Origin of the sequence: Nitrospirillum guanabarense, from assembly GCF_034653355.1 — a bacterium.
GTDB lineage: Bacteria > Pseudomonadota > Alphaproteobacteria > Azospirillales > Azospirillaceae > Nitrospirillum.
The window spans coordinates 409,138-434,810 of record NZ_JAYEER010000001.1 but is presented as its reverse complement, the minus strand read 5'-3'; the positions used below and the strand labels follow the sequence as shown (position 1 = coordinate 434,810).

General features: G+C 68.4%; 23 protein-coding genes. 9 read left to right on the top strand and 14 right to left on the bottom strand.

Features of this window, described 5'->3' with window-relative positions:
- The first annotated feature begins 182 nt into the window (after positions 1-182).
- Positions 183-1,208, top strand: a complete 1,026-nt coding sequence (locus UAA55_RS01760) for an AraC family transcriptional regulator (RefSeq protein WP_322950947.1) — start codon at positions 183-185, stop codon at positions 1,206-1,208.
- 80 nt (positions 1,209-1,288) lie between these two features.
- Here UAA55_RS01760 and UAA55_RS01755 read toward each other — a convergent pair whose 3' ends face one another.
- The 4 genes from UAA55_RS01755 to UAA55_RS01740 all read right to left on the bottom strand — a co-directional run bounded on the left by UAA55_RS01755 (position 1,289) and on the right by UAA55_RS01740 (position 5,555).
- Positions 1,289-2,269 (bottom strand): PDR/VanB family oxidoreductase, encoded by a 981-nt coding sequence (locus UAA55_RS01755; protein ID WP_322950946.1) that lies wholly within the window; start codon positions 2,267-2,269, stop codon positions 1,289-1,291.
- Between the two features lie 15 nt (positions 2,270-2,284).
- Positions 2,285-3,076 carry a 4,5-DOPA-extradiol-dioxygenase gene (ygiD, locus tag UAA55_RS01750; protein ID WP_322950945.1) on the bottom strand — a complete coding sequence of 264 codons (792 nt, stop codon included), beginning with the start codon at positions 3,074-3,076 and terminating at the stop codon, positions 2,285-2,287.
- 146 nt (positions 3,077-3,222) lie between these two features.
- Positions 3,223-4,410 (bottom strand): aromatic ring-hydroxylating oxygenase subunit alpha, encoded by a 1,188-nt coding sequence (locus UAA55_RS01745; RefSeq protein WP_322950944.1) that lies wholly within the window; start codon positions 4,408-4,410, stop codon positions 3,223-3,225.
- A gap of 65 nt (positions 4,411-4,475) precedes the next feature.
- Positions 4,476-5,555, bottom strand: a complete 1,080-nt coding sequence (locus tag UAA55_RS01740; RefSeq protein ID WP_322950943.1) for an acetamidase/formamidase family protein — start codon at positions 5,553-5,555, stop codon at positions 4,476-4,478.
- Between the two features lie 274 nt (positions 5,556-5,829).
- Here UAA55_RS01740 and UAA55_RS01735 point away from each other — a divergent pair, with 274 nt between their 5' ends.
- The 7 genes from UAA55_RS01735 to UAA55_RS01705 all read left to right on the top strand — a co-directional run bounded on the left by UAA55_RS01735 (position 5,830) and on the right by UAA55_RS01705 (position 15,227).
- Positions 5,830-7,131 (top strand): zinc-binding metallopeptidase family protein, encoded by a 1,302-nt coding sequence (locus tag UAA55_RS01735; protein WP_322950942.1) that lies wholly within the window; start codon positions 5,830-5,832, stop codon positions 7,129-7,131.
- The gene (locus UAA55_RS01730; RefSeq protein ID WP_322950941.1) at positions 7,128-8,525 is read left to right on the top strand and encodes an amidohydrolase family protein; all 1,398 of its coding nucleotides are present in this window, start codon (positions 7,128-7,130) and stop codon (positions 8,523-8,525) included. Before UAA55_RS01735 ends, UAA55_RS01730 begins: the two co-directional genes overlap by 4 nt.
- Positions 8,526-8,712: 187 nt before the next feature.
- Positions 8,713-9,993, top strand: a complete 1,281-nt coding sequence (locus UAA55_RS01725) for an MFS transporter (RefSeq protein WP_322950940.1) — start codon at positions 8,713-8,715, stop codon at positions 9,991-9,993.
- 252 nt (positions 9,994-10,245) lie between these two features.
- Positions 10,246-12,549: a TonB-dependent receptor gene (locus UAA55_RS01720; RefSeq protein WP_322950939.1), complete on the top strand. Its 2,304-nt coding sequence runs from the start codon at positions 10,246-10,248 to the stop codon at positions 12,547-12,549.
- An 18-nt stretch (positions 12,550-12,567) separates the two neighbouring features.
- On the top strand, positions 12,568-13,677 hold the full coding sequence (locus UAA55_RS01715; RefSeq protein ID WP_322950938.1) for an LLM class flavin-dependent oxidoreductase: 1,110 nt from the start codon (positions 12,568-12,570) through the stop codon (positions 13,675-13,677).
- Positions 13,678-13,683: 6 nt separating this feature from the next.
- Positions 13,684-14,514 (top strand): TauD/TfdA dioxygenase family protein, encoded by an 831-nt coding sequence (locus UAA55_RS01710; RefSeq protein WP_322950937.1) that lies wholly within the window; start codon positions 13,684-13,686, stop codon positions 14,512-14,514.
- Positions 14,514-15,227 carry a cysteine hydrolase family protein gene (locus UAA55_RS01705; protein ID WP_322950936.1) on the top strand — a complete coding sequence of 238 codons (714 nt, stop codon included), beginning with the start codon at positions 14,514-14,516 and terminating at the stop codon, positions 15,225-15,227. The genes UAA55_RS01710 and UAA55_RS01705 overlap by 1 nt, the downstream gene beginning before the upstream one ends.
- Before the next feature lie 70 nt (positions 15,228-15,297).
- On the opposite strand, the gene UAA55_RS01700 is transcribed toward UAA55_RS01705, so the two are convergent.
- The gene (locus tag UAA55_RS01700) at positions 15,298-16,179 is read right to left on the bottom strand and encodes an oxidoreductase (protein ID WP_322950935.1); all 882 of its coding nucleotides are present in this window, start codon (positions 16,177-16,179) and stop codon (positions 15,298-15,300) included.
- Between the two features lie 116 nt (positions 16,180-16,295).
- A complete protein-coding gene (locus tag UAA55_RS01695; RefSeq protein ID WP_322950934.1) occupies positions 16,296-17,153 on the bottom strand; it encodes a TauD/TfdA dioxygenase family protein in 858 nt (285 codons plus the stop codon).
- Positions 17,154-17,368: 215 nt separating this feature from the next.
- Between UAA55_RS01695 and wrbA the strand changes: the two genes are divergently transcribed.
- Positions 17,369-17,971, top strand: coding sequence for an NAD(P)H:quinone oxidoreductase (gene wrbA / locus UAA55_RS01690; protein ID WP_088874388.1), 603 nt, complete (start codon positions 17,369-17,371; stop codon positions 17,969-17,971).
- Between the two features lie 64 nt (positions 17,972-18,035).
- On the opposite strand, the gene UAA55_RS01685 is transcribed toward wrbA, so the two are convergent.
- The 8 genes from UAA55_RS01685 to mdcA all read right to left on the bottom strand — a co-directional run bounded on the left by UAA55_RS01685 (position 18,036) and on the right by mdcA (position 25,531).
- Positions 18,036-19,301: an MFS transporter gene (locus UAA55_RS01685; protein WP_322950933.1), complete on the bottom strand. Its 1,266-nt coding sequence runs from the start codon at positions 19,299-19,301 to the stop codon at positions 18,036-18,038.
- Positions 19,302-19,518: 217 nt separating this feature from the next.
- Complete coding sequence (locus tag UAA55_RS01680) at positions 19,519-20,463, bottom strand: ACP S-malonyltransferase (protein WP_322950932.1); 945 nt, start codon at positions 20,461-20,463, stop codon at positions 19,519-19,521.
- Entirely contained in the window at positions 20,460-21,326 is an 867-nt protein-coding gene (gene mdcB / locus UAA55_RS01675) for a triphosphoribosyl-dephospho-CoA synthase MdcB (protein ID WP_322950931.1), read from the bottom strand. The genes UAA55_RS01680 and mdcB overlap by 4 nt, the downstream gene beginning before the upstream one ends.
- Positions 21,323-21,949, bottom strand: coding sequence for a malonate decarboxylase holo-[acyl-carrier-protein] synthase (gene mdcG / locus UAA55_RS01670; protein WP_322950930.1), 627 nt, complete (start codon positions 21,947-21,949; stop codon positions 21,323-21,325). The genes mdcB and mdcG overlap by 4 nt, the downstream gene beginning before the upstream one ends.
- On the bottom strand, positions 21,942-22,664 hold the full coding sequence (locus UAA55_RS01665; protein WP_322950929.1) for a biotin-independent malonate decarboxylase subunit gamma: 723 nt from the start codon (positions 22,662-22,664) through the stop codon (positions 21,942-21,944). The genes mdcG and UAA55_RS01665 overlap by 8 nt, the downstream gene beginning before the upstream one ends.
- The gene (locus tag UAA55_RS01660) at positions 22,651-23,562 is read right to left on the bottom strand and encodes a biotin-independent malonate decarboxylase subunit beta (protein WP_322950928.1); all 912 of its coding nucleotides are present in this window, start codon (positions 23,560-23,562) and stop codon (positions 22,651-22,653) included. The genes UAA55_RS01665 and UAA55_RS01660 overlap by 14 nt, the downstream gene beginning before the upstream one ends.
- A complete protein-coding gene (mdcC, locus tag UAA55_RS01655) occupies positions 23,559-23,873 on the bottom strand; it encodes a malonate decarboxylase acyl carrier protein (RefSeq protein WP_322950927.1) in 315 nt (104 codons plus the stop codon). Before mdcC ends, UAA55_RS01660 begins: the two co-directional genes overlap by 4 nt.
- Before the next feature lie 11 nt (positions 23,874-23,884).
- Positions 23,885-25,531 carry a malonate decarboxylase subunit alpha gene (gene mdcA, locus UAA55_RS01650; RefSeq protein WP_322950926.1) on the bottom strand — a complete coding sequence of 549 codons (1,647 nt, stop codon included), beginning with the start codon at positions 25,529-25,531 and terminating at the stop codon, positions 23,885-23,887.
- Positions 25,532-25,673: the final 142 nt, after the last annotated feature.

Sequence of the window (25,673 nt, the reverse complement as noted above, 5' to 3'; positions counted from 1 at the left end):
ATGCCCCTAGAAGTAAGCCTCGCCGATCAGGAATGCAATGCCGCGACGGGAAAACGTCTACGGTCGCCTGTCGGCTAAATGATTTTGATTCTTAACGGTATGGATGTTGCGCTAATCCAGTAGTCATGGCCATCTGTCCTGGTGGCCTGTCGCCTGATAATCACGGGGGCGCGAGGGTTACGATGACCGCATGGCACTTGATCACCGATCAATTCCCCGTCGAGCAGCGTCGCGACGTTTGGCGCGACGCGCTGGAGAAACTGAAGCTTCCCTTGGACCATTTGCCGGAAGATGAAGACTTCTTCGCCAAATTGTTGTGCCTGAAGTCGCCTCTTGGCATTGAATTCGCCCGTATCACTTCCTCTCCGCAGGAAATATCCGGCCGACTGATGAAGAAGGTGGATGCCGTCTGGCTCATCGTCTTGATCGAGGGCAGCGCCACCTTGACCCATCCAGGTGGTAAACTGGAACTGGCGCCGCAGGATATCATCTACGGCCAGACGGGAATTCCCGCCTCGTTGTCGTTCAGCACCAAATTCCAAGTCCTTTACGCCTTAATTCCCAAGTCGGCGGTCAACCCACGATTGATCACGCCGCTGTCTTTCGGTGTTCTGCATTTGCCGGGGCGGTCAGGAATTGGGCACGTGCTTTCGGGAATGCTCAAGGCTTTGGCAGAAACATTCGGCACGCTGACCGAAGGGCCGCTGCGGCCCATCGATATGGCGCTGTCGGAGTTCCTGATGACGGCGCTGGCCGACAATCCGCAGGTGCAGACGGCGCGGGGTGCGGCCGGCATACGCTCCATGGCGCTGCAGCGTATCTGCCAGATCATCGAGACGCGGCTCAGCGATCCCGACCTGACGCTGGAGGACGTGGCCAACGAATATGGCGGCTCCGCCCGCTATCTGCAAAAGCTGTTCAAGGAGGTTGACCAGACCTTCAGCGGCTATGTCCGCAACCGCCGGCTGGAACGCTGCCGGCATGATTTGATCAACCCCACCTTCGCCCATCTGGGTATTTCCCAGATCTGCTTCCGCTGGGGCTTCAACGAGGCGGCGCACTTCAGCCGCGCCTTCCGCGACCGGTACGGCACCACGCCGCGGGCTTACCGCCAGTCGGCTGGGATGGCCGACAACGACAACGGTGATTTCCAGGTGCCACCCGGCACTGGCGCGGGCGGTGCCGCCGTCCGGCAGTTCGCGGAATAGGGCCGGCCTATAAACGGCGACGGCGCCCCATCTGCGGGGCGCCGTTGGACCTCGCGGCGTTGTGGTCTAGGCAGGGCCTCTTAAAGGTCCACCACCAGCATCTCGCTGACCGCGCGGGAGCAGCAGGGGGTGAACAGGCGGTTCGCCTTATGCTCCGCCTCCGTCAGGACGCAGTCGCGATGTTCCGGCGTGCCGTCCAGCACGCCGGTGATGCAGGCGCCGCACACCCCCTCGGCGCATGAGATGGGCAGTTCCACCTTGGCGGCGGCCAGGGCCTCGGCCGCCGTCTGGTCCGCCATGACTGGGATGACGGCGCCGGTGGACCGCAGGCGCAGCAGGAAGGGGCGGTTGGTCCCGGCATCAGTCCCAGGCTCGGCGGCGAAGCGTTCCAGGTGGATATGGTCGCCCGGCCAGCCCAGGCCCTCGGCCGTGGCGGTGGCTGCGTCCAGCAGGGCGGCGGGACCGCAGAGATAGAGATGGCGCCCCGGGGCGGGTGGGCCGATCAGGACGGCCAGATCGGGCCGCCCCGTTTCCGCCGTCACGTGCAGGTGCAGGTTATCCGGCCCCACCGCCTGGCGGGCGGCGTCCAGCAAGGCGGCGCGGTCGCGCCGGCGCACCAGGTAGTGCAGCGTGACGCCGCCTTCCCCCGCCAGGTGCGACGCCATGGACAGCAGGGGCGTGATGCCGATGCCGCCGGCGATCATGACATGCGACGTTGCATCCGCCGCCAGGGTGAACAGGGCGCGGGGCCGGCGAATGCGCACGGTGTCGCCCGCCGCGACCGTGTCGCACAGGGTGCGCGATCCGCCGCGTCCCTTGGCCTCCCGCTGCACGGCAATGCCATAGCGGCAGGTGTCGGCCGGTGCGCTGTACAGGGAGTATTGGCGCGTCATGCCGGTGCCGTCCACCGCCCCCTCCACTGCCACATCAATGTGCGCGCCGGGCTGGAAGGCGGGCAGGGGGACGCCCGCCGGGTCGGCTAGGTCGAACAGGAAGACGTCGCCCCCGTCCCGCACCTTGGCGGTGACGCGCACGGGGAACCAGTCGTCGGCGCCGGTCATCGTCCCATACCCCCGTCAGGCGGCCAGGTCGCCGAAGGCGACGGTCAGCATGCTGAGCGATCCGTGTTCCACCCGATCGTTGACCAGGGTGACGGCGTCGCCCGGCTGACGGGTGCCCAGCACATAGAGGAAGGGCAGGAAATGGTCGGGTGATGGGATGCTGGCGGCGGCGTCCGGCCCGGCCTTCTGGAAGTCGATCATGGGCTGGGGCGTGTCGCTGGCGATGCACTGCTTCACCAGGTCGTTGAAGCGGGCCGCCCAGGGATAGGGCGGGGTGCTGGGGTCCCAGTTCATGCGGCCCAGGTTGTGGACCACGTTGCCGGTGCCGACGATCAGCACGCCCTCGTCACGCAAGGCCGCCAGCCGCCGCCCCACCTCGAAATGATGGGCGCCTGGCTGGGTTCCGTCCATGCTCAGCTGCACCACCGGAATGTCGGCCTTGGGGAAGGCCTTGACCAGCACCGACCAGGTGCCATGGTCCAGGCCCCACTTCTGGTCCTGGATCACGGGCAGGGGCGCCAGCACCTCCGCCACGCGCTTGGCCAGTTCCGGGCTGCCCGGTGCGGGATACCGCACGTCGAACAGGGCCTGGGGGAAGGCGCCGAAATCATGGATGGTGGGCGGCCGTTCCATGGCCGTCACGGCCGTGCCCCGGGTGTACCAGTGGGCGGAGATGACCAGGATGGCCTTGGGCGCGCCCAGAAGCCCCCCGATCCTGGTCCATTCCCGTGTGCAAACATTGTCCTCCAGGGCGTTCATGGGGCTGCCATGGCCGAAGAAGATGGTGGGTAGGCGGTTAGTGGTCATTTTTTAGTCCCTCAGGCGGCAGGCGCCGGCGTCCGCCGGCTTGCCTTATCTTCACCTTTCAGTCCGCTACGCTCCCCGAAAGGTTCCGGCGGCTGCGGTCGCAGCCTAGCGGCACGAGATGGGCCTCGTGCCGCGCTTTATCAGGCTCAGGCGGTCGGCTTCACGCGGGCCCAGGTGTCCTGGTAGCGCCGCACCAGCCAGCCGTTGAACTCCCGTTGCGCCTGTTCTTGCCAGGAATAGCGGCCGCGGATGGCGTGGCGGGAGCGCAGGCCCACCTGCACCATCTCGTCCACATGCAGGTCCTGGGCGATGATGGCGGTGGTGGAATGCTTGTTCATCGCCAGCTTGTCGTCGAACAGCGGGTCCTCCAGGGCACCCGGCGCCACCAGATAGCCCTGGTCCATCAGGTGCGTCTCCGCCCCGTCCGCCCGCAGGATCAGGTAGATGACCATGTCGCTGGTGATGACCAGGGACAGGGTGGGCGGCACGTTGACGAACAGCATGCGGTTGCGCTCCGCCTCCCCCAGCGCGGGGAAGATCGGCAGGATGGCCTTCTGCGTGGGGTTGAAGCTGGCGTCGGCGTGCAGCGTGCCGTTGGTGCGGTAATAGCCCGCCGTGTCCGCCGGCAGGTCGTCTGGGAAGGCAGCCAGGCGCGAGGGCACGAAGTCGTGCAGGGCGCCGCCATGCAGGCGGTTGGCGTGATAGCCGTCATTGTTGTTCTCGAACATCACCTTCCAGTTCCAGGGGAACTTGATGTCCCGGTCCGGCGCTGGGCCGTTCAGCGTCGCCATGGAATAGGGCGCCATCACCCCCTCCAGCGCCGCCAGCCGGGGGGCGAGGGGGGCAGCGTCCAGGTCGAAATTGACGAAGACGAAGCCGTGCCAGACCTCGACCTTGAACTGGGGAAGCTTGATGTCCTTCTTGTCGAAGTTACAGGTCTTCTCCATGGCCGGCGCGCCGATCAGTTGGCCGTCCAGCCCGTAGGACCAGTGGTGGTAGGGGCACAGGAAGGCGCGGGTGTTGCCTTGCCCCTCCGCCACCAGCATGGCGCGGTGCTGGCAGACGCTGGACATGGCGCGGATGACGCCATCCCGGCCGCGCGCCACCACGATGGGTTCGTCGATGATGCTGGTGGTGAAGTAGTCGCCGGCCTCCTTCACCCAGGATTCCCGGCCCACGCACAGCCATTCGTGATTGAACAGCGCCTCTTTCTCGAACTCATAGAATTCGCGGTCGGTGTAGCACAGCGGCGGCAAGGTTTCCGCCGCCTCCACGCCCAGGGCCGAACTGTCCAGGCCACTGAAAAAGGCGTCATTCAGGAAAGAGTGCTTCATCGTTTGAACCCCCACGCCATGCCCCTCGGGCCTCTCATGCCCTTGTTTGTCTGATCGTCGCGGCGTCAATCCTCGCGCGGCGGGAACACGCCGCGGGGGATGCGCACGTGGATGCCTTGGGTGCCGTCCACCACCTGCGTGACCCCGAAGTCGGCCGCGATACTCATCAGCGAATAGGCGTCATCGCGGCTCAGGTTCTGCTGCTCGGTCAGCAGTTTCAGCATGTCGACCGAGGCGTTGCGCATGGCCACGTTCAGATCCGGGTCGAAGCCATGGACGATCCAGCAGTCCGGCGTCTCCAGCAGCGGGGACGGGAAGCGGAAGTCCTTGCGCAGGAAGACCTGGAACATGACGTTCAGCGACGCCTCGATGGCGGTGCCGCTCAACTCGCCGTCGCCTTGCGAGACATGCGGGTCGCCGATGGAGAACAGCGCGCCGTCGACCTGGACGGGATAGTACATCGTGGCGCCGGCGCCGATGCGCCAGTTGTCGATGTTGCCGCCGTGCAGGCCGGGTGGGATGGTGCTGACCCGGCCGGCCACGTCCGGTGCCACGCCGGCCGTGCCCAGGTGCGGGCGCACCGGCACGCGCACGCCGGGCAGGGCCTTCTGCCGGTCGCATTCCGGGCAGTTGGTGATCTTGCCCGGCACGTCATAGCGGCCGGGGAAGTCATAGGCGTAGAGGGCGTGGGCCTGCTGGCTCATGGCGTCGATCTCGTAGATCGTGACCCGCTCCTTCTCCCCCATCTCTTTGAACAGGTGGCCCCAGTTGGCCGCCAGGTTGGAACCGTAGCGGGTGCGGGGCGTCATCTTCAGGTAGTGGACCTCCAGCATGTCGCCGGGCCTGGCGCCTTCGACATGGATGGGGCCGGTCATGATGTGGACGCCGGGGTTGCGGTCGGCCTCCGGGATTTCCTTGAAGATGCGGGCCACCGCCTCGTCCATCATCAGGTCCGGGGCGTCGCCGGCATGGTGGGTGATGGCCTCCGCCTGGATGATGTCGCCGCTCTTGACCGTCAGGGCCGGCGCCTGGTCGGGGGTGAAATAGCCCCAATGCACGGTGCGCGGCGTGGCCGGCAGCAGGTGCAGCGTCGGCCGGATCTTGTGCCGTTCCGCCGCAGCGGCGCGATCCAATTGAACGGTCATGGGTCCCCCTGGTTGAAGCATCCGGGCGGCCCCGCCGGGGGCGCCCTCATGGGGAAAACCTTAGGGCCGCCCGATGCGGCGATCTTGCCTGCACGCGCATGGCCGCTTTCGCCAGCACGCCGCCGCCGTCCCATGGTTCCGCCCGGGCAAGCTTTCATGCGTTAATCGGCAAGAGCGAGGGGAACAGGGCCGCCTATGATCCCCTGACGGCACCCGCGCACAGGGGCGGGGCCCAGTAACGCATCCAGGCAATGCATGGGGCAGGGGATAGGGCATGACGACGCATGACGTGGCGCTGAAGGTTTCCGATGAAGAGGCGGCCGCCATCACCCAGGCCATCGACCGGGATGAGCTGGTGAAACTGGTGCTGGACCTGTGCGGCATCCCCTCGCCCATGCGCCAGGAGCGCCGGGCGGGCGAGTTCGTCCACGGCTGGATGGCGGAGAACGGCTTCGCCCCGCGCAAGGCCGGGCTGCTGGAGCACCGCTTCAACGTCATCGGCACCTATGGCGGCAAGGGCGACGGACCCAACCTGCTGTTCACCAGCCACCTCGACACCGAAAGCCCGTTCTATGACGAGACGGATCGGTACACCTATCGTCCGGAAACGGTGGCGGACCCGCAATGGCTGGGTGCCTGGCTGGAGGGGGAGACCTTTTTCGGCCATGCCGTGGGCAACGACCGCGGGCCCATGGCTTGCTTCCTGATGGCGGCCAAGGCCCTGAGGAAGGCCGGCATCGACCTCAGCGGCCTCATGTACCTGACGGCCTGCCCGGGCGAGATTGGCCCCGAACCGGCGGAGGAGCGGGGCGGCGTCGACTATCTGGGCAAGGAACTGGGCGCCTGCTACCTGATGTCCCACGGCGGGGTGGCGCCGGACTACGTCATCTCGGCCGAGGGCACGGACTTCGGCGTCAATTGGACGGCCTGTGGCTACGCCGACTTCCGCGTCACGATTTACGGCCAGGGGGTGTTCACGCCCTTGCTGACCCATCCCGAGGCCCTGGCCGACCATCCCAGCCCCCTGGTCAAGGTGGCGCCGGCCATCGGGATCATCCAGCGCTGGGCGCGGGAGTACGAGGTCAAGCACCGGTACGAGGGGCCGGGCGGCACGGCCGTGCCCAAGGTGCAGATCGGCGCCATCCGGGGCGGCACCCCACAGGCCATGGGGGCGGCGAGCGAGGTGTGCAACGTCTACGTCCAGGTGGCGTTGACCCCGGTGCAGACCATCGCCGCCGTGGACCGCGACCTGAAGCGCGCCTTCCGCGAGGCCGGCTTCGGCGACGTCAAAATCCAGCCCTACACCGTGCGCCACGGCTTCACCGCCGACCCGGTGGCGGTACGGCCGCTGCAGCTGGCCTTGGACCATGCCCATGACCGCGTGCGCGGGGGGCCGCAGCCCATCAGCAATTCCGTCTATTCCAGCATGTGGCGCGACCACAACGTCTTCAACATGAACCGCATCCCGTCCGTGACCATGGGGCCGCGGCGCTGGCGACCCAGCATTGATGACCTGGTGGACTGCACGCGCCTGTACGCCATGGCGGCCCTGGCGCTGTGCGGCCGGGCGCCATGACGCGGGACGCGGCCCCCGACTTGCCGACGCCGGACCTGCTGGTGTTGGGCGGTGACGTGGTGACCATGGATGCCGGCCGCACGGTTTGGCGCCAAGGTGGCGTGGCCGTCGCCGGCGGCGCCATCGTCGCCGTGGATAAGGCGGAGGTTCTGCGGGCGCGTTGGCCAGGGGCGCCGACGCTGGAGGCCGACGGCGGCCTGATCACGCCCGGCCTGATCAACGCGCACCAGCATCTGACGGGCGATCCGCTGGTGCGCAGCCTGATCCCCGACCGGCAGTCGTCGGAGGAGTCCATCTTCGGCTGGGCGGTGCCCATCCACGGCGCGCACACCGCCGAAGATGATGAGCTGTCAGCCACGCTCACCGCCGTGGAATCGCTGAAATACGGCACCACCACGCTGGTGGAGGCCGGCACCGTGGCCCATCCCTTCCGCGTGGCCGCCGGCCTGACGCGCGCCGGCATCCGGGCGGCGGTGGGCTGCTGGGGCTGGGACGTTTCCGACGCCCCCTACGCCGCGCCGACGGATGAGGTGCTGGCCCGCCAGGCGGCCGTGCTGGATGGTCTGCCGCAAGGCGGGCTGGTGGAGGGGTGGGTGACCCTGGTGGGGCATGACCTTGCCAGCGACGCCCTGCTGGCCGGTGCCGCCGAGCTGGCACGCCGGCGGGGCGTGGGCATGACCATGCACATCTCCCCGACCGAGGCCGACGTGACGGCCTATCTGCGCCGGTCGGGGCGGCGGCCGCTGCTGCACCTGGCCGACCTGGGCGTGCTGGGTCCGCACCTGCTGCTGTCCCACGCCGTCTGGCTGGACGATTCCGAGATGGACGCCCTGCTGGCCAGCGACACGGCGGTGGCCTATTGCCCCTGGGCCTACCTGCGCCTGGCCCAGGGCGTCAGCCGGGCCGGGCGCCATGCGGAGATGGTCTTGCGCGGTGGGCGGGTGGCGCTGGGCTGCGACGCGCCCAACGCCGGCGACCTGCCGGACATCCACCGTGCCGCCGCCCTGGCCGCCGGCCTGGCCCGGGACATGAGCCTGGACGCCCATCGTTTCGGGGCCGATACGGCCTTTGCTCTGACCACCATCGACGGGGCGCGGGCCATCGGCATGGCCGACCGCATCGGCTCGCTGGAGGTGGGCAAGCGGGCCGACCTGGTGGTGCACGATCCCCATTCCTCCCCCTTCATGGTGGCGGGCGATCCCGCCCTGCACCTGGTGTGGGGCACCGACGGCCGTTCCGTCCGCGACGTGGTGGTCGACGGCCGCGTCGTCGTGCGGGACGGGCGCTGCTTGACGGTGGATGAGGACGCCCTGCGGCGGCAGGCGCGCGCATCCCAGGCCGCGCTGTTGGCCCGCGCCGGCTTGGCCCCGCGCCCGGTGTGGCCCGTGCGCTGATTTGGTTAATTATTGGGCAAATTTAATATCGCTGTTTTTTTAGGCGATAGAACCGTTAAGTGTGCCTATCATCACAGTGGGCGAACGTTTTCGGCATGAATTTGTTCGCCTGTTGGCAAGCGCGGCGACCGCATCGGCTGATAGCGTTTCGGCGATGACTTACACCCATGAGCCCGGGAGTTTCCTGATGCGGCGAGAGTGGTTGGTCTTGGCGGCGGTGTCGTTGAGCTTCTTTTTCCTCAACGCCGCGACGTTCGCCTCGCTGGGCGTGGTGCTCTACACCATGGTCGGCGAACTGCACTGGTCCTTCAAAGCGGCCGGTTTCAGCTTTTCCCTGCTGGGCATCGCTTGCGGCCTGTCCAGCGTCTTCCCCACCACGCTGATGAAGCGCATCGGCCCCCGCTACACCATGACCCTGGGCGGGCTGGTGCTGGTGGTGGCCTATATGCTGGCTTCATACACCCACGGCCTGCTGGCCTTCTACGCGGCCATGCTGCTGCTGGGCCTGGGCTATTCGCTGACCGGCAACGTGCCGGCCATCTACGCCATCGCCTGCTGGTTCCCGCGCCGCTCGGCCCGCATGATCGGCCTCTACCTCATGATCGGCGCCTTCGGCGGCGTGGTGGGGCCGCCGCTGGCCCGCGCCATTGTCTCGTTCAGCGCCGACTGGCGCGTCTACTGGATGGAAATGGCCGGCGTGGCGGTGGCCGTCACCCTCATCAACCTGCTGTGCCTGCGCGACCGCGCCATCGAGGCTGAGGCGCCGGCCGTCGCCGATCGGGCGCCCGTCAGCCCCGCTGAAGCCACCGCCACCGGCTGGACTTACCGCAGCGCCATCGCCACGCCGCAGTTCCTGGCCGTTGCCGCCTCCATGACCATGACCATGGCCTGTGTCACCACCATCAACAGCGTGGCGCTGAACCATCTGGGCATCCTGGGCGTGGCGCCCGACACGGCGGCTTTCGCACTGGCCGCCATGGCCCTGGTCATGACGGTGGCCAAGGGCGTGGCCGGGCCGCTGTGCGAGATCATGTCCACCCGGCGGCTGCTGGTTCTGGGCTTGGCGCTGCAGGTCGTGGGCATCGCGCTGTTCGCCCATGCCGGCACCCTGGTCGGCATCGGTGCCTTCGCGGTGGCCTTCGGCATCGGCTGGGGTGTGGCCTACCTGGCCGCCAGCGTCCTGCTGCTGGAATATTTCGGCAAGGACATCGGGTCGCAGGTGCTGGGCATGGTGTGGACCATCACCACCGTGGCGGCGGCGGGGCCGGTGGCGGCCGGCGCCATCGCCGACCAGATCGGCACCTTCGCCCCCATCTTCTATCTTTACGCCGTGCTGATGGTGGCGGCCATCGTGCCCCTGGCGTTGCTGGGGCGGCCGGTGCTGGCCGGCGCCGGCCCTTTCGCCCGGCGCGCGGCCGCGCCGGATGACGGGTCCCAGGGCACCGCCGTCCAAGTGCCCGTAAGCTGAACACGTTTAAACAATAACAACATCAAATCTGGCGAGGTGGGCACCATCCGTGGCAAAGGCTGCGGGTGGTGCCCACGCGTCTGGCGGTAAAAGCAAAATAATGGACTGTGGCAGGGCTGCATGGTGGGCATGGGGAATGGTGAATTCAGGCAAATTCCCGGGCGTCCTATAACAAGAATACTTCGCGGGATGCCCGCATGCTTGACCTCAAGACGATGCTTATCGTCATCTACCAAAGAATGGGGGTCGGGCATGTTGAGAGATGTGAAGCTGCGCTATTGGCAGGGGTTCCTGGCGGCCGCGATGATGACGGCCGCCTCCGCCTACGCCCAAACCCCACCGGCCCCCGTGGATGCGCCGGCCGGTGCCGCCGACGCCGATCTGGACGCGCTGGAACCCATCATCGTCACGGCGGAGAAGCGCCAGGTCGACCTACAGAAGGCCGCGCTGTCCGTCACCGCCGTTTCCGCCGACACGCTGGAAAAGGGCAACGTCACCGGGCCGCTGGGCCTGAACGGCTATGTCCCCGGCCTGCAGATCACCCCCAGCGGCGGGTCCGAGGTCATCGTCTCCATCCGGGGCGTGGGCTCGCAGACGCCGGAGAACTTCTTCACCCAGCCGGGCGTCTCCTTCCATATCGACAACGTCTACATCCCCAACAACATCGCGCTGAACCTGGGCTTCCTGGACGTGGACCATGTCGAGGTGCTGCGTGGACCGCAGGGCACCGTGTTCGGGCAAAGCTCCACCGGCGGCGCCATCAACGTCATCAGCAAACAGCCGGAGTTGGGCAAGCTGTCAGGCGACGCGACCGCCACCTTCGGCAACTACAGCTACGCCATGGGCAAGGCCGCGTTGAACGTGCCGGTGGGGGACACGGCCGCCATCCGCGCCGTGGTGCAGAAGACCAGCCACGACGGCTATTCCACCGCCACGGGCGTGCCCGGCGGCTATGACCTGGATGACGCCAACAATGTGAACTACAAGCTGTCGGGCCTGTGGCAGCCGACAGACAACCTGACCATCACCCTGACGGGCCAGCATTTCGACGACGACCACCATGGGGCCGCCCTGAAGGCGCTGGACGATCCCAACAGCGACCCGCGCCAGGTGTCCCAGGACTATCCGGCCAAGTTCAAGCTGGCCATGGATGTCGACACGCTGACGGTCAACTACTCCCTGCCGTTCGCCAACCTGAAGTCCATCAGCAGCTATCAGTACATGGATGCCAAGCAGTCGTTCGACAGCGACCGCAGCACCGTGGCGCTGTTCGGCGGCTACGACACCGTGGCGGCCTGGAACACCAAGAGCCGCGCGATCATGGAGGAGGTGACGCTCAGTTCCAACCCCGGAACCGACCTGGACTGGATCGGCGGTGTCTTCTACATGCATTCCCACAGCAGCCAGTACGTGGTGGAATACAAGGGCACCAGCGCCAGCGACCCCGCGCCGGTGCTGCCCACCAACACCTCGCCGGCCGCCCTGCCGGCCAACCTCAGCTATGAGAACCTGTCGTCGGTGGACCGCGACAGCGTGGCGCCCTTCGTGCAGGCGACCTATCACCTGACCGACCGCCTACGGCTCACGGGCGGCGTGCGCTACAATGTCGACCAGTATGACGGCTGGGGCTCCGACTACTACGGCAAGCCGTCGCCCCGCTCCACCAACGTCTACGCCCTGACAGGCAAGGCCGAGACCGACTTCGACCTGACGCCGGACAACATGGTCTACGCCAGCTGGTCGCGCGGCTATAAGCCCGGCGGCGTCAACACCGGCACCAGCAGCGCCATGGTCGTCTCCGGCAGCTATGACAAGGAGACGGTGGACAGCTTCGAGCTGGGGTCCAAGAACCGCTTCCTGGCCAACCACCTGAACGTCAACCTGTCGGCCTTCTACTCCAAATACAACAACATGCAGTACATTGAGGAGGATCCGGTGCCCTACAGCGGCGGCATCGGCAACATCCCCCAGGTGAACATGTGGGGTGCGGAGGTCGAGGCGAAGTACCGCCTGCTGGACAACCGGCTGGAACTGGGCGCCAACCTGACCCTGATGGACGGGGAGATCCCCGACAGCTACCTGGCGCTGGACCGCCGCCTGGCCGACGCCGCCGCCGCCAAGGCCGTGGCCGCCGGCGTGACATATCCTTATAGTGCTCAGTGGTTCGCCATCCGCGCCGCCCAGTCCATCAACGTGAAGGGCAACACCCCGCCCGACATGCCGGGTGCCGCCGGTGGCGTCAACGCCAGCTGGCAGCAAACCCTGGGCGCATACGGTACCCTGGTGTCGCGGGCCGAGCTGCTGTTCCGCAGCGACTACCAGGCGCGGGTGTTCAACGAGGCCGGGACCGATCACGTGCCGTCGTACAGCCAGGTGAACCTGTTCTTCGAATACACCCCGCAAAGCGGGCCGTGGCGGGCCACCTTCACCGTCACCAACCTGCTGGACCGGGCCGGTATCTCCGGGCGCTACACCGACCCTTACGGCAGCGGCGTGGTCAGCAACCAGTACATCCCGCCGCGCCAGATGCTGTTCAGCGTCAATTACTCGTTCTAAGGGAGGCCTGGTTCCATCATGACGCAGACGACCGAACTGAAGCGCGCGCCCTTGCCCTCCGACGCGGGCGGCAAGGACCTGGGCATCTTCCTGCCCATCGCCAACGGCGGCTGGATCCTGTCCTCCTCCGCCCCGCGCATCGACGGCTCCTACGCTTACAACCGCCAGGTGGCCCAACTGGCCGACGGTGCCGGCTACGACTTCATCATGGCCATGGCCAAGTGGCGCGGCTACGGCGGCGCGACCGAGCATTGGCGCTACGCCATGGAAAGCCAGATGATGATGGCGGGTTTGGCGGAGGTGACGAAGGAGGTCAAGGTGTGGGCCACCGTCCACACCCTGCTGCAGAATCCGGCCGTGACCGCCAAGATGATCATGACCCTGGACCACATCAGCCAGGGCCGCGCCGGCCTGAACGTCGTCAACGGCTCGTACAAGGGCGAGTTCGAGCAGATGGGCGCCTGGCGGGATGAACTGGACCATGACGAGCGCTACACCTTCGCCGAGGAGTGGGTGCACGCCATCAAGCGGCTGTGGACCGAGGATACGGTCGATTACCAGGGCAAGTACGTGACCCTGACGGACTGCCAGTCCGATCCCAAGCCGTTCTCCCGGCCCTTCCTGGTCTGCGCCGGGTCCAGCAAGCGGGGCATGGCCTTTACCATCAATGAGATGGATGCCATCTTCCTGTCCGGTTCCAGCAAGGAGGAATTGGCCAAGAACAGCGGCATGGCCAAGGCCATGGCGAAAGAGGCCGGACGCGCCATCAAGACCTATTCCATGATGACCTTGGTGCTGGGCGACACCGATGCGGAGGCCGAGGCCCTGGCCGCCCGTTACGTGGAAGGCTTCGACGAAGGCGCCTGGCGCGGCATGATGAAGGCCTACGGCTTCCTGGACGTGGAGATCGGTCGCCAGAACGACTTCACCACCAAGGCCAAGTCCGGCTTCATGTCCAGCCACCTGGTGGGGGCGCCCGCGACGATCGCCGCCAAGCTGATCGACATGCTGGGCGGCTGCGACCTGGACGGCATGATGCTGATCTTCCCCGACTACATCACCGGTGTGCCGCGCTTCGCCCAAGAGGTGCTGCCGGCCATCCGTGAGGCTTTTCCCGCTAAGGTGTGACGCGCCATGGACAACGGCATCCGCGAGTATCAGAGCTTCCGCGTGAAGCCCAGCGCCGTGGCGCTGGGGGCGGAACTGCTGGGCATCGACCTGTCGCAGCCACTGACGGACCTGCAGGTGGCGGAGGTGAAGGACGCCTTCGCCCGCTATCAGGTCATCTTTTTCCGCGACCAGCAGGCCCTGACGCATGAGGCCCACAAGGCCTTCGGCCGGCACTTCGGCCACCTCGCCATCCATTCCGCCGTGGCCGGCATCGACGGCCATCCGGAGATCGTGGCCATCCACGGGGACGCCAATTCCAAGTACGTCGCGGGGGAAAACTGGCACAGCGACCTCAGTTGCGACGCGGAGCCGCCGCTGGGCAGCATTCTCCACATCCACACCCTGCCGCCGGTGGGGGGCGACACCTGCTTCTCCAGCATGTATGCCGCCTACGACGCGCTGTCGGACCGCATGAAGGCCTATCTGGACGGGCTGACGGCGGTGCACGACGCCAACCCCGTCTATCACGCGCTGTTCAAGGACTATGACAAGCGCTACCCCTGCAACAGCCACCCGGTGGTGCGCACCCACCCGGTGACGGGGCGCAAGTGCCTGTTCGTGAACTCCTCCTACACCACCCGCATCGAGGGCGTGCCGGAGGAGGAGAGCAAGGCCGTGCTGGGCCTGCTGTTCGACCATGTGAAGAACCCGAACTTCCAGATCCGCTTCCGCTGGGAACCCCATTCGGTGGCCTTCTGGGACAACCGCGCCGTACAGCATCTGGCGGTGTGGGACTATTTCCCCAACGTCCGCTCCGGCTTCCGTGTCACCGTCGCCGGGGACAGGCCCTACTGATGCCCACCATCTTGAAAGAAGGCGTCCCAGCCGGGGCCGTGACCATCACCTTGACGCTGGACCCGCCGGTGCCGGCGGCGGCGCTGGCGCCCATGATCCGGCCGGATCGCACGGCCCTGCTGGTCATCGATCCGCAGGTGGACTTCATCGCGCCCGAAGGCGCCATCGGCCAGGCGGGCCTGGATCTCGGCGTGGTCGAGCCGACGCTGGACCGCATCCGCCCGCTGCTGGCCGCCGCCCGCGCCGCCGGCGTGCCGCCGGTTTTCATCCGCGTCATCACCCGGCCGGAAACGGACGGCGCGGCCCTGAAGGCCCTTTATGAGCGGCGGGGCTGGCCGGCAGAGGCGGTGGGCATCTGCCGCGCCGGCACCCCCGGCGCCGACTATTACGGCGTGGCGCCGGAGAACGGGGAGATGGAGGTGGAGAAGGTGCTGTTCTCCGCCTTCGCCGGCACGGATTTCGAGGCGCGGCTGCGGGCCCGGGGCATCGACACCCTGGTGGTCTGCGGCTTCACCACCGAATGCTGCGTCGACTGCACGGTGCGCGACGCCTTCCACCGCGACTTCCACGTCTTCATCGTGGCCGACGCCTGCGCGGCGTATGAGCCGGCCTTGCACTGGGGCGCCCTGCACGCCCTGTCCAAGAACTGCGCCCTGCTGGTGGAAAGCGCGGACGTGGCGGCGGCCTGGGGCCCGGCGCGCATCGAGGCGTGACCCGTGCATTGAACAAGGGGCTGGAGCCAAGCGCGTTCCCGGTTGAACGCGCTTGGCTTCCGTCATGGCATCACGCCTGGAAATCGGTGTCCATCGACACGGCCCGCCAGGCCTCGATCTCGGCCAGCTGGCCGGTCAGCTTCATGGTCGCGTAGCCCACGGCGTCCTCGCCCAGCAGCAGGCGCAGGGGCGGGGTTTCCGCGTCCAGGGCCTTCAGGATGGCCCGCGCCGCGCGGGCGGGGTCGCCCCGCTCCTGACCCGCATGGCTGGCCAGGATACGCTTGCATTCGCCAACGGTGGCGTCGTAGTCGGCGGCCAGGTCAGGGCGGTCCGTGTCCGCCTCGCTGCGCTTGCGCGAGCGGCCGGCGAAGTCGGTGCGGAAGCCGCCGGGCTCCACCATGGTCACCTTGATGCCCAGGGGCGCCACCTCCTGCGCCAGGGTCTCGGTGATGCCCTCCAGCGCGAACTTGCTGCCGGAATAAAGGCCCAGGCTGGGCCAGCCCACCAGCCCGGAAACGGAGGTGATGTTGACGATGTGGCCGGCCCGGCGGCCGCGCATATAGGGCAGCACGGCCTGCATCATCGCCAGCGCGCCGAAGACGTTGACCTCGAACTGGGCGCGGGCGTCGGCCAGGCTGGTTTCCTCCACGCCGCCCACCAGGCCATAGCCGGCGTTGTTGACCAGGATGTCGATGCCGCCGCCCCCACCCATGCCACCGCTGTCGGCCTCCACCGCCGCAGCCACGCGGTGCGCCGCCGTCTCGTCCGTCACGTCCAGGATGGGCGCGCGGGCCAGGTCCGGCGCCAGGGCGCGGAAGGCGTCGGCGTCGGCCTCGCTCCGCACGGTGCCCCAAACCCGCTCGCCCCGGTCCAGCGCCGCTTGGGCCAGCGCCCGGCCGAAACCCGAGCTGACGCCGGTGATCAGCCAGGTGCGCGGTCTTGTCGTCGTCATCAAACGCCCCATCGGTAAAAAAGTGGCCGTGGGATCATGCCCACGGCCAGTCTTCGGAGATCGAACCAATCCTGAACCAAAGGCCGGCGACCGCCGGCCCCGGCGCTTGAGGGAAGTTAAAACGGCCGGTCGCCCTTCACCCACATGCGGTGCATCAGGCGGGTGTACTTCTTGTCGTCGTACAGGGTGCCGGTGTGCAGGGTGCAGCGGTTGTCCCAGATGAGGATGTCGCCCACCTGCCATTTGTGGGCATGGACGAAGCGGTCCTGGGTCACGAACGCCACCAGCTCGTCCAGCAGTTCCAGCCCCTGCGGGTTGGGCATGCCCACCACCTCCTTCACTGTGCCGGTGCTGACCCACAGGGCCTTGCGCCCGTCGGCGGGGTGGGTGCGGATCAGGGGGTGGATGACGTCCGGATTCTCCGCCTTCAGCTCCGGGCTCAGCTGGTCCACCCGCAGGTATTGGCGGCTGGTCATGAAGTATTCGTAGCTGTGGTGCAGCTGTAGCCCGTCCAGCTGGGCCCGCCGCTCCTCGGGTAGGGCGTCGTAGGCGGCGCACAGGTCGGCCAGCAGGGTGTCCGAGCCTTCGGCCGGCACCTCCACCGCATACAGCATGGTGCACATCACCGGCTCCGCCTTGTACGAATAGTCGGTGTGCCAGCCCACGCCGTCGTTGTGGGCGCCAATGGGCTTACCGTCCACCACCTTGTTGGACAGGACGTAGACCTCGGGGTGGCCAGGCAGGGTGAACTGCTTTTGGGTGTGGCCCTCCAGGGGGCCGAAGCGGCCCAGGAAGGCCTTCAGGCCGGCGGGGTCCAGATCCTGGCCGCGCAGCAGGATGGCGCCATGGCGATGGAAGGCGTCCACCACCAGGTCCACTTCCGCCGGCGCCGCCGTTTTCAGATCCACATCCAGAATTTCCGCGCCGAAACCAGGCTTCAGGGGGCGCGTGCGCAGGGCTTCGAGGGTTTCCACCAACCTCTCCTCACTACTCCTGTCTCGCGAACCGTCCGATGGGGATGTCCCAGCATCCACGACACCAGGTCCGTCGCGAGTGTGAGGGTAGGGAAGGCCATCGGGCCCGTCTTGTCCAGAACTGCCCGGGAACTTGCCTCAGGCGGCCCATGCCTTGGCGGGCCATGGGGCCCGTGGCATATGCCGGCCACCCATAACCCGCCTGGAGACTAACGATGGCGAAGATCCTTGTCCTTTACTATTCCACCTGGGGCCATGTCGAGAAGATGGCCTACGCGGTGGCCGACGGCGCCAAGTCCGTGGCCGGCACCGAGGTGGTGGTGAAGCGCGTGCCGGAACTGATGCCGCGTGACGTGGCGGAGAAGGCCTATGCCAAGCTGGACCAGGAGGCGCCGATCGCCACCCCAGAAGAGCTGGCGGACTATGACGCCATCATTTTCGGTACGCCCACCCGCTTTGGCATGATGGCGGCCCAGATGCGCAACTTCCTGGACCAGACGGGCGGCCTGTGGGCCCAGGGCAAGCTGATCGGCAAGATCGGCAGCGTCTTCGCCTCCACCGCCACCCAGCATGGCGGCCAGGAAAGCACCCTGCTGTCCTTCCACACCAGCCTGCTGCACCACGGCATGGTGGTGGTGGGCGTGCCCTACGCCGAACCCCGCCTGGGTGAGCTGGGCGCGGTGCAGGGCGGCACGCCCTACGGCGCCACCACGCTGTCGGCCAGCGACGGCTCCCGCCAGCCGTCCGAAGCCGAGCTGGGCATCGCCAGCTTCCAGGGCGCCCATGTCGCCACGCTGGCGGCCAAGCTGTTCGGCTGAGGTATTGGCGGAAATGAAAAGGCGGGGTTCACGCCCCGCCTTTTCATGCCCCGGGGGTCTCGCGTCAGCCCCTGAGCGGCCTGTCGTATGATGGCAGGAACAGGAAGGCGGTGGTGGCGGCCAGCATCAGGCCCTGGATCAGGTGCAGCGCCGGATCGTAGGACCGGTATACGTCGAAGATGCCGTTCATGGCGAAGGGGATCAGCCCCATGCCGACGTTGATGCCGCCGTACAGCACGCCGGCGATGGCGCCATAGCTGCGGAAGCCGAAATAGCGCGACACCAGGAAGGGCAGGGCGCTGTACTCCGCGCCCAGGCCCAAGCCCATCATGACCCCGGCCGCCACCAGCCAGGGCATGTTGGGCCCATATTGCAGCAGCAGCAGGCCGCCCAGGCCCAGCAGGTAGAAGGGCACCAGGATCAGCGGCGTGGCGATGCGGTCCAGCACCAGGCCCATCAGCCATTGCACCACGGCGCACACCAGGGCGAAGACGGTCACCACCGTCACCCCGTCGGCCAGGGCGAAGCCCCGCTCCGTCAGCACCGGCACGACGTTGGTGAACATCGCCGTCATGCAGGCGGCGCACAGGCCGATGGCCAGGGCCGTGATCCAGAAAGCGCGGGTGCCGACCGCCTGGCGCAGGGTCAGGTCGTTGGCCGGGGCCGTCCCCTTCTCCGCCCGCGCAGGCTCCGCGTCCCGCAGGCCGCCCGGCGGCGGGTCGCGCAAATACCGCAGCAGGATGGGGAAGCCGATGGCCCCCACCATCAGGGCCATGCCCTGATAGGTCACCCGCCAGTCGAAACGCGACAACAGCACGCCGCCGATGATGGGGATGACCGTGGCGCCCAGGCCGTTGCCCACGCCGCCGGCGAAGCCCAGCGCCGCTCCGCGCCCCCGGTCGAACCAGCCGGACACCGCCTTGCTGTAGGTCATGGGCGAGGCGAAGGCGGCGGCGATGTCGGCCAGCAGGAACAGGCCGTAGAAGGGCAGCACGCGGGCGGGCGCCAGCGAGAACAGGCCCAGCGCCCCCGCGAACGACAGGCTGCCCATCAGGATCAGGCGGCGCGGGCCGTAGCGGTCGACCAGCGGTCCGGTGGCGAAGGCCATCGCCGCCGCGCACAGCGCGGCCAGCCCCAGCACGCCCGCGACCTGCGCCCGGGGCCAGCCGAATTCCTGGGAAATGGGGATCAGCACCATGCCGAACACGGTGTACAGCACCGGCGTGGCGCTCATGAAATTGCCCATGGTGGCGGCGAACAGCACACGGGCCTGGACCGGCGTCATGCGCGCGGCCGGAATTCGCTCCGCCAGGGGGCCGAGGACGGTCATGGCGTTATTCCCCTATATGAAGTGTGCCGGCGGTGACGCCGCCCACGGTCCGGCAAGGACCCAACTGCCCGTCGCGTTTTCTTAAGCCCGCCCGAGGGGTGGGGCTCATGCGTTGCGGTGCAGCATAACAAATGCGGGCCGGCGATCTTGACCGGGGGCGCCCAGGCACTTGCTTGCGGGGCCCGTCACCGTCACGCCGACGTTCGGTCGAGCGGTGTCAGCGCCCGTATGGCAAGTCGGCTTCGTGGCCCTTCAGCCAGGTCCGTGCGCCGGCCAGGCTGCGGAAGTCGTCCAGGGCGCGCACCTCGGCGGTGGGCAGGGCCGTTGCCGCCATTTCCGCCAGGGCCCGGCCGGGCCCCAGTTCCAGGACCGTGGTCACGCCGCGTTCGCCCAAGGCCTCCAGCACACCGGCCCAGTCGATGGCCTGTGCCAGCTGCGCGGCCAATCCGGCCAGCGCCTGCCCCGGACGCGTGACCAGCGTCGCCGTGCTGGCGGTCATGAGGCGAAGGGCGGGGGCCTTGGCCGGCACCGCCGCCAAAGCCTTGGCGAAGGGCGCCACCGCTCCGGCCAGGCGCGGCGTGTGCGAGGCGACCCTCACGCCCATCGGCGCGGCGCGCGCGGCACCGGCGTCCAGGGCGGCAGCGCAGAAGGCCTCCGTCGCTGGCCGTGATCCGCCCACGATGAACAGCCGGTCGGGGTTCACGATGGCGATGGCGCAGTCGAAACGCCGGGCCAGGCGTTCCACCGTCTCCCGCGCCAACCCGCGCACATGGGCAAGCTGGTCGTCCGGACCGCCGGCGGCGTCCATGGCTTCCACCCGCTGGTCGACCAGCGCCAGGGTGTCGGCGGACGACCATACGCCGGCGATGCCCCAGGCCGCCATTTCGCCGACGCTGTAACCCGCGACGATGGTCTCCGGTGGCGCCCCGTCTGGGAAAAGGGCGGCTGCGGCGGCCAAGGCGCGGGTCGCGCACAGGATTTGCCCCGCCCGGTTGGCGTGCAGCGCCTCCTCCGGCGCCGTTCGGCAGAAGTCCGCGGGGGATTTGCCGAGAACGGCGGCGGCGGCGTCCAGGACGGGACGCGCCGCCGGATCCTCCGCCAGCAGGACGAAGGCATCGCGATCCTGACGGCCTTGGCCGGAGCAGAGCAGGGCGAGGCTCACGATTCCAACGCCTCCGTGAAAAGCGCCATGGCCAGCAGGTCGGCGCATCCGCCGGGGCTGAGATTGCGGGCGACGAAATCCTCATGGATGGCTTTCGCCCCCCAGCGCCAGTGCCGGCACCCGACCCCGCCGTCCCGCAGGAAGCGCAGGGCCGCCGTCCGCGCGAAGGCCAACCCTTCGACACCGCCGCGATACAGCAGGTTGCTGTCGTCCACGGCGGCGATCAGCGCCATGCAGGCATGGACGCGCGCGGCCTCCTCATCGCCCGCCGCCAGGCGACGCCCGTCGCGCAGGGCCGGCCGCGCGACGTCATAGACGGACGGCATGCCGGCGGCCGCTTCCTCGCGGGCGCCACCGACACGATAGCGGCGCGCCACGATGCCGCCATGGCTGGCGGTTTCCTGCGGCTTCTCGGTTATTTCGCGGCCCCAGCGCGTGGCGACCAGGGTTCCCAAAGGCTGTCGCCAGGCACACGCCCCGGCCAGCCCCGCCGCCGCCGCCAGCAGGCCCAGGCCGAAAATCGCCCCGCGGTGGGTGTTCACGTTGCCGGTGGCCTGGCGCATCGCCGCCTCCGCCTCCAGCCCGATCAGGCGCAGGCGGTCCATGCCGGCGTCGGCGGCGCCCGCCTCCGCCAGGGCGACGAAATACGGCTCCAGCGTCCGGGCGCTGAGGCGCAACAAGGCCGCATCCATGTCCCGGTGCGCGCCGTTGTCGACATGGCTGACCAGGCCGGGTTTGGGCCAGGTCTCCACTTCCAGGATCAGGGCCTGGGCGGCCTGCCGGCCGATCCAGTCCGGGCTGGCCCTGTGTTCGGGACGGGGAAGCGGATGCGGCTGGGCTTGCCCCACGGGCGGCGGGGTCATGGGAACAGCGCCTCCCGCGCGACCAGGGCCGGCCCGGATCGGGTCTTGACCAGCAGGTGGGGGGCATCCGACAGCCACTCCCGCCATTGCACGGCGTTTCCCCCTTCGGACACCAGTTCCGCGTCCAGGCGCATGGGGGCCCAGGCGGCGATGCCGCCCAGCGCGGCCGCGACCCGCGTCGCCTCCGCGTGGCTGACGCAGGTGATCAGCAGGTCCAGGTCGGACGCGTCGGTCAGGTAGGACAGGCGGGTCACGTGCTGCCACGCCAGGCTGCCGAAACAGCGCCAGGACGGATCTGCGCCAAGCAAGGCCTCGATCACCGGCCGCCACCCGGCGGGCGCCGAAGACCGGGCGTCGCGCAGCGATGGCGGCGACGCCACCCGGGCCACGGCGGCAGGGGAACAGGATAGGGTCAGCCTCTTGCGTCCCATGCCCGGCGGCAGCGGCAGGCCCAGGGGAACGACGCCATCGGGGTCGGCGCAGACACGCTGCCGCAAGATGGCCGGCCGGCCCAAATCCGCCCAGTCGGCAACCTCGTCCACCACGCTGGCCACCTGATCGCGCCAAGCCTCGGGTGACAGATAGACGAGGTCGTGCCGGCGCAGGGCGGCGGGGTCAACCATGGGCCAGCGCCAACCGTTGCACTTCCCGCGCGATCGCGGCGGCCTTCACCCGGCCGCCCCGTTCCAGACCCCACCCCGCCCGTCCGTCATCATCCCGGGTGGCGGCCAGCAGCGCCTTCAGCTGATCGCACAGCGGCCGCGCCGGGTCCCATATCTCCGCGATGGCGCCGGTGGCGAACAGGTTGTCCAGGCCCGGCGCGAAAACGGGGGTGCCGGCCGCCTTCTCCGTCAACACGTCGAGCGACAGCTTGGTCACGCGCGCCATGGACGGCAGGTCCATGACCTCCGGCCAGGCGCCGGGCAGGGCCACCAGCGAGCCGCAGGCGAGGGCGGTGGCGATGAAGGCGCCGGCGGCGCTGCCGCCGTACAGCAGCCCGATGGTGCGGTGGCCCGCCTGATCCGCCCGCCACAGCGCCTTGGCCAGGTGGGCCAGGGTTTCGCTGAGGCCCATCAGCTCATCGCGGCGGCTCATCCGCTGGCTGCCGGAATTGACCAGGAACAGCAGGGGGGCGGCGTCCGGCCGATCGGCGATGGACAGGATGCGGCCGGCCAGCGCTAGGGCCTCGTCGACGCCGGGGTAGGTCTTGCCGCTGATGCCGACGACCTCCACCGTGGTCTGCGGATCAAGCCGGCCGCTGCCGGTCAGAAGACCGCCCGCCTCCGTGACCTGGTGACCGGCCGGGAAAAGCGAGGAAAGGATGTCAGCGGGCCGCATCGGCGCCCTCCCGTTTGCTGGTCGCGATGGTCAGGAAGGCGCCGGTGTCCAGGTTCGGGACCCCGGCGGGATCGGCAACGCCCAGCCGGGCCCACACCTCGGTGCCGTCGGCGGTGTCGCCGAAGCGCGCCAGCCGGCGTTCCAGCCGCGCCTGCTCGGCCGCGAGCACCGTATGGTCAAGGGTGGCGGGCCGGTTCAGCGCCGCCACCGCGCCGGCGCGGAAGGCCGCGACGTCGTCATCGACGAACAGGTCGACCCCGCCGATCAGATAGCGATGCTTGCCCCCCATTGTGCGCCAGACCAGCGCCCGGTCGCGGGAATCGAACTCCTCCACGCCCTTGTTGGTCTCGATGACCTCCGGCCCTGAGACGGACAGCCGGCCCTGTTCGGAGATGACCAGGGCGGAGCAGCAGCCGGCGATCAGGCTGCCGCCGCCGTAGCAGCCGGCGCGGCCGCCCAGCAGTCCCACGACGCGCACGCCTTCGGCCCGGGCCTCCAACGTGGCGCGGATGATTTCAGAAATGGCCAGTTCGCCGGCGTTGGCCTCCTGCAGGCGCACGCCGCCGGTGTCGAACAGGATGACCACGTCCCGCTTCAACTGGCGGGCGGCGTGCAGCAGCCCGGTCAGCTTGGCGCCGTGCACCTCGCCGATGGCGCCGCCCATGAAGCGGCCCTCCTGCGCGGCCGCCAGGACGGGCCGGCCGCCCAGCCTGCCGTCGCCGACGATGACGCCGTCGTCCAGCTGGTGCGGCAGGTTGAACAGCCCCAGGTGCGGGCTGAACTCCCGCCGTTCGGGTCCCAGGAATTCCGTGAAGCTGCCGGGGTCGAGCAGGTGGGCCAGACGGCCCCGGGCCGACTCCTCATACCAGCTGTGGCGGGTGGGGGAGGGACTGGTCATTCCGGCTTCTCCATCAGGCGCACCCCCTGGGCCAGGCGCAGCGCCACCGTGTCCGGCCGCGCGCCGCCGTCGTTGACCGTGATGCGCAGCCCGCCCGCCGCCATGCGGGCGGCGAAATCCGCCGTTACCGCCTGCCAGAGGGCGGCGAAGCCATGGGCGGGGGTGGCGATTTCAATGACGCACCGGTCGGGCGCCTCGCCCCGTTCCAGCAGCACTTCCAAGTTGCCGGAGGCGACGACGCCCACCAGGCCGACGGCGCGGGTGCCGCCGGCGGGTTTGGTGGCGCTGAGTTCGTAGCGCAGGTTTTCCATGGGGCGGTGCCTCACCAATTGCGGAAGCGGCTGGGCGGCCGGTAGAGCCCGCCCGAGGCGATCATCAGATCCTTGATGGAATGGGCGACCAGCAGGGCGCGGTCGGCGTCCAGCGGATCGATGCCCAGGTCTTCGGGGCGCTGGATGACTTTGCGCTCGCGCAGCCGCTCCACCATCGCGCGGTCACGGGCGCGGCCCACCTCGGTATAGCCGGCGACCCCTCGGATGGCCTGTTCCCGTTCGTCCTTGTCACGGCACAGCAGCAGGTTGGCGATGCCTTCCTCGGTGACGATGTGGGTGACGTCGTCGCCGTAGACCATGACCGGCGCCAGGTCCAGGTCCAGCTTGTCGGCCAGCTCCAGCGCGCCCAGGCGCTCCACGAACATCGGCGCGTTGCCGTCGCCGAAGGTCTCGCCGATCTGGACCACCAGCTTGCGGCCGCGTCGCAGGGGCGGGGGACCGTCCGGATCCGCCTCCTGGCCGGCGCGCAGCCAGGGGGCGCTGGGATGGCGGCGGCCGCGGGCGTCCGAGCCCATGTTGGGTGCGCCGCCGAACCCGGCGACCCGGCCGCCGGTGACGGTGGAGCTGTTGCCCGCCAGATCAATCTGCAATGTGGAGCCGATGAACATGTCGCAGGCGTAAAGGCCGGCGGTCTGGCAGAAGGCGCGGTTGGAGCGCAACGAGCCGTCGGGCCCGGTGAAGAAGATGTCCGGCCGGGCCCGCATGTAGTCCTCCATGCCGACCTCTGAGCCGAAGCAATGGATTTGCTCCACCCATCCGCTTTCAATGGCGGGGATCAGGGTGGGGTGGGGGTTGAGCGCCCAGTGGGTGCAGACCTTGCCCTTCAGTCCCAGCCGTTCGCCGTAGGTTGGCAGCAACAGCTCGATGGCGGCGGTGTTGAAGCCGATGCCATGGTTCAGCCGGCGCACGCCGTAGGGGGCGTAAAGCCCCTTGATGGCCAGCATGGCCGTCAGGATCTGGGTTTCGGTGATGGCCGCGGGGTCGCGGGTGAACAGCGGCTCGACATAAAAGGGTCGGCCGGCGTCGACCACGAAATGGACCTGGTCGGCCGGGATGTCGACGCGCGGGACCTGGTCGACGATCTCGCCCACCTGGGCGACCACCAGGCCCTTGCCGAAGCTGGTCGCCTCCACGACGGTGGGCGTGTCCTCCGTGTTGGGGCCGGTATACAGGTTGCCCGCCTTGTCCGCGCTGACCGCCGCGATCAGCGCCACCTGGGGTGTCAGGTCGATGAAATAGCGGGCGAACAGTTCCAGATAGGTGTGGACGGCGCCCAGTTCGATCTGGCCGCCGAACATCATGCGCGCGATGCGGGCCGATTGCGGGCCGGAGTATGAGAAGTCCAGCCGCCGGGCGATCCCGGTTTCAAAGATGTCGAGATGCTCCGGCAGGACCACGCCCGACTGCACCATGTGCAGGCCGTTGACCTTGGCCGGGTCCACCTTCGCCAGCGCCTTGGCCAGCAGGTCCGCCTGCTTCTGGTTGTCCCCTTCCAGGCAGACCCGGTCACCGGGGCGCAGGATCGCCTCCAGGAAGGCGACGAGATCCTGGGCGGCGACGGTCTTGCCCGTGGCCAGGCGCCGGCCCGCTTCCAGCCGCGCCTGCCTGTCCCGGCCCTTGGTGTTCCAATCCCGCATGATCGACCTTCGTATGCGCAAGGGTGATTTTGCGCGGCCAGTGTATCCGCAATTGCGCAAAACTCAATATCCTGTATTTTTAAATCCGCAGACCAGGAGAGTCTGCATGCACGGGAGGGATACGACGATGGTTTTGCGTTCT

What these genes read in the sequence shown, in the direction of transcription:
- UAA55_RS01760 (WP_322950947.1), top strand. Translation starts at nt 183, where the DNA reads ATGACCGCATGGCACTTGATCACCGATCAATTCCCCGTCGAGCAGCGT.
- UAA55_RS01755 (WP_322950946.1), bottom strand. Translation starts at nt 2,269, where the DNA reads ATGACCGGCGCCGACGACTGGTTCCCCGTGCGCGTCACCGCCAAGGTG.
- ygiD (WP_322950945.1), bottom strand. Translation starts at nt 3,076, where the DNA reads ATGACCACTAACCGCCTACCCACCATCTTCTTCGGCCATGGCAGCCCC.
- UAA55_RS01745 (WP_322950944.1), bottom strand. Translation starts at nt 4,410, where the DNA reads ATGAAGCACTCTTTCCTGAATGACGCCTTTTTCAGTGGCCTGGACAGT.
- UAA55_RS01740 (WP_322950943.1), bottom strand. Translation starts at nt 5,555, where the DNA reads ATGACCGTTCAATTGGATCGCGCCGCTGCGGCGGAACGGCACAAGATC.
- UAA55_RS01735 (WP_322950942.1), top strand. Translation starts at nt 5,830, where the DNA reads ATGACGACGCATGACGTGGCGCTGAAGGTTTCCGATGAAGAGGCGGCC.
- UAA55_RS01730 (WP_322950941.1), top strand. Translation starts at nt 7,128, where the DNA reads ATGACGCGGGACGCGGCCCCCGACTTGCCGACGCCGGACCTGCTGGTG.
- UAA55_RS01725 (WP_322950940.1), top strand. Translation starts at nt 8,713, where the DNA reads ATGCGGCGAGAGTGGTTGGTCTTGGCGGCGGTGTCGTTGAGCTTCTTT.
- UAA55_RS01720 (WP_322950939.1), top strand. Translation starts at nt 10,246, where the DNA reads ATGTTGAGAGATGTGAAGCTGCGCTATTGGCAGGGGTTCCTGGCGGCC.
- UAA55_RS01715 (WP_322950938.1), top strand. Translation starts at nt 12,568, where the DNA reads ATGACGCAGACGACCGAACTGAAGCGCGCGCCCTTGCCCTCCGACGCG.
- UAA55_RS01710 (WP_322950937.1), top strand. Translation starts at nt 13,684, where the DNA reads ATGGACAACGGCATCCGCGAGTATCAGAGCTTCCGCGTGAAGCCCAGC.
- UAA55_RS01705 (WP_322950936.1), top strand. Translation starts at nt 14,514, where the DNA reads ATGCCCACCATCTTGAAAGAAGGCGTCCCAGCCGGGGCCGTGACCATC.
- UAA55_RS01700 (WP_322950935.1), bottom strand. Translation starts at nt 16,179, where the DNA reads ATGACGACGACAAGACCGCGCACCTGGCTGATCACCGGCGTCAGCTCG.
- wrbA (WP_088874388.1), top strand. Translation starts at nt 17,369, where the DNA reads ATGGCGAAGATCCTTGTCCTTTACTATTCCACCTGGGGCCATGTCGAG.
- UAA55_RS01685 (WP_322950933.1), bottom strand. Translation starts at nt 19,301, where the DNA reads ATGACCGTCCTCGGCCCCCTGGCGGAGCGAATTCCGGCCGCGCGCATG.
- mdcB (WP_322950931.1), bottom strand. Translation starts at nt 21,326, where the DNA reads ATGACCCCGCCGCCCGTGGGGCAAGCCCAGCCGCATCCGCTTCCCCGT.
- mdcG (WP_322950930.1), bottom strand. Translation starts at nt 21,949, where the DNA reads ATGGTTGACCCCGCCGCCCTGCGCCGGCACGACCTCGTCTATCTGTCA.
- UAA55_RS01665 (WP_322950929.1), bottom strand. Translation starts at nt 22,664, where the DNA reads ATGCGGCCCGCTGACATCCTTTCCTCGCTTTTCCCGGCCGGTCACCAG.
- UAA55_RS01660 (WP_322950928.1), bottom strand. Translation starts at nt 23,562, where the DNA reads ATGACCAGTCCCTCCCCCACCCGCCACAGCTGGTATGAGGAGTCGGCC.
- mdcC (WP_322950927.1), bottom strand. Translation starts at nt 23,873, where the DNA reads ATGGAAAACCTGCGCTACGAACTCAGCGCCACCAAACCCGCCGGCGGC.
- mdcA (WP_322950926.1), bottom strand. Translation starts at nt 25,531, where the DNA reads ATGCGGGATTGGAACACCAAGGGCCGGGACAGGCAGGCGCGGCTGGAA.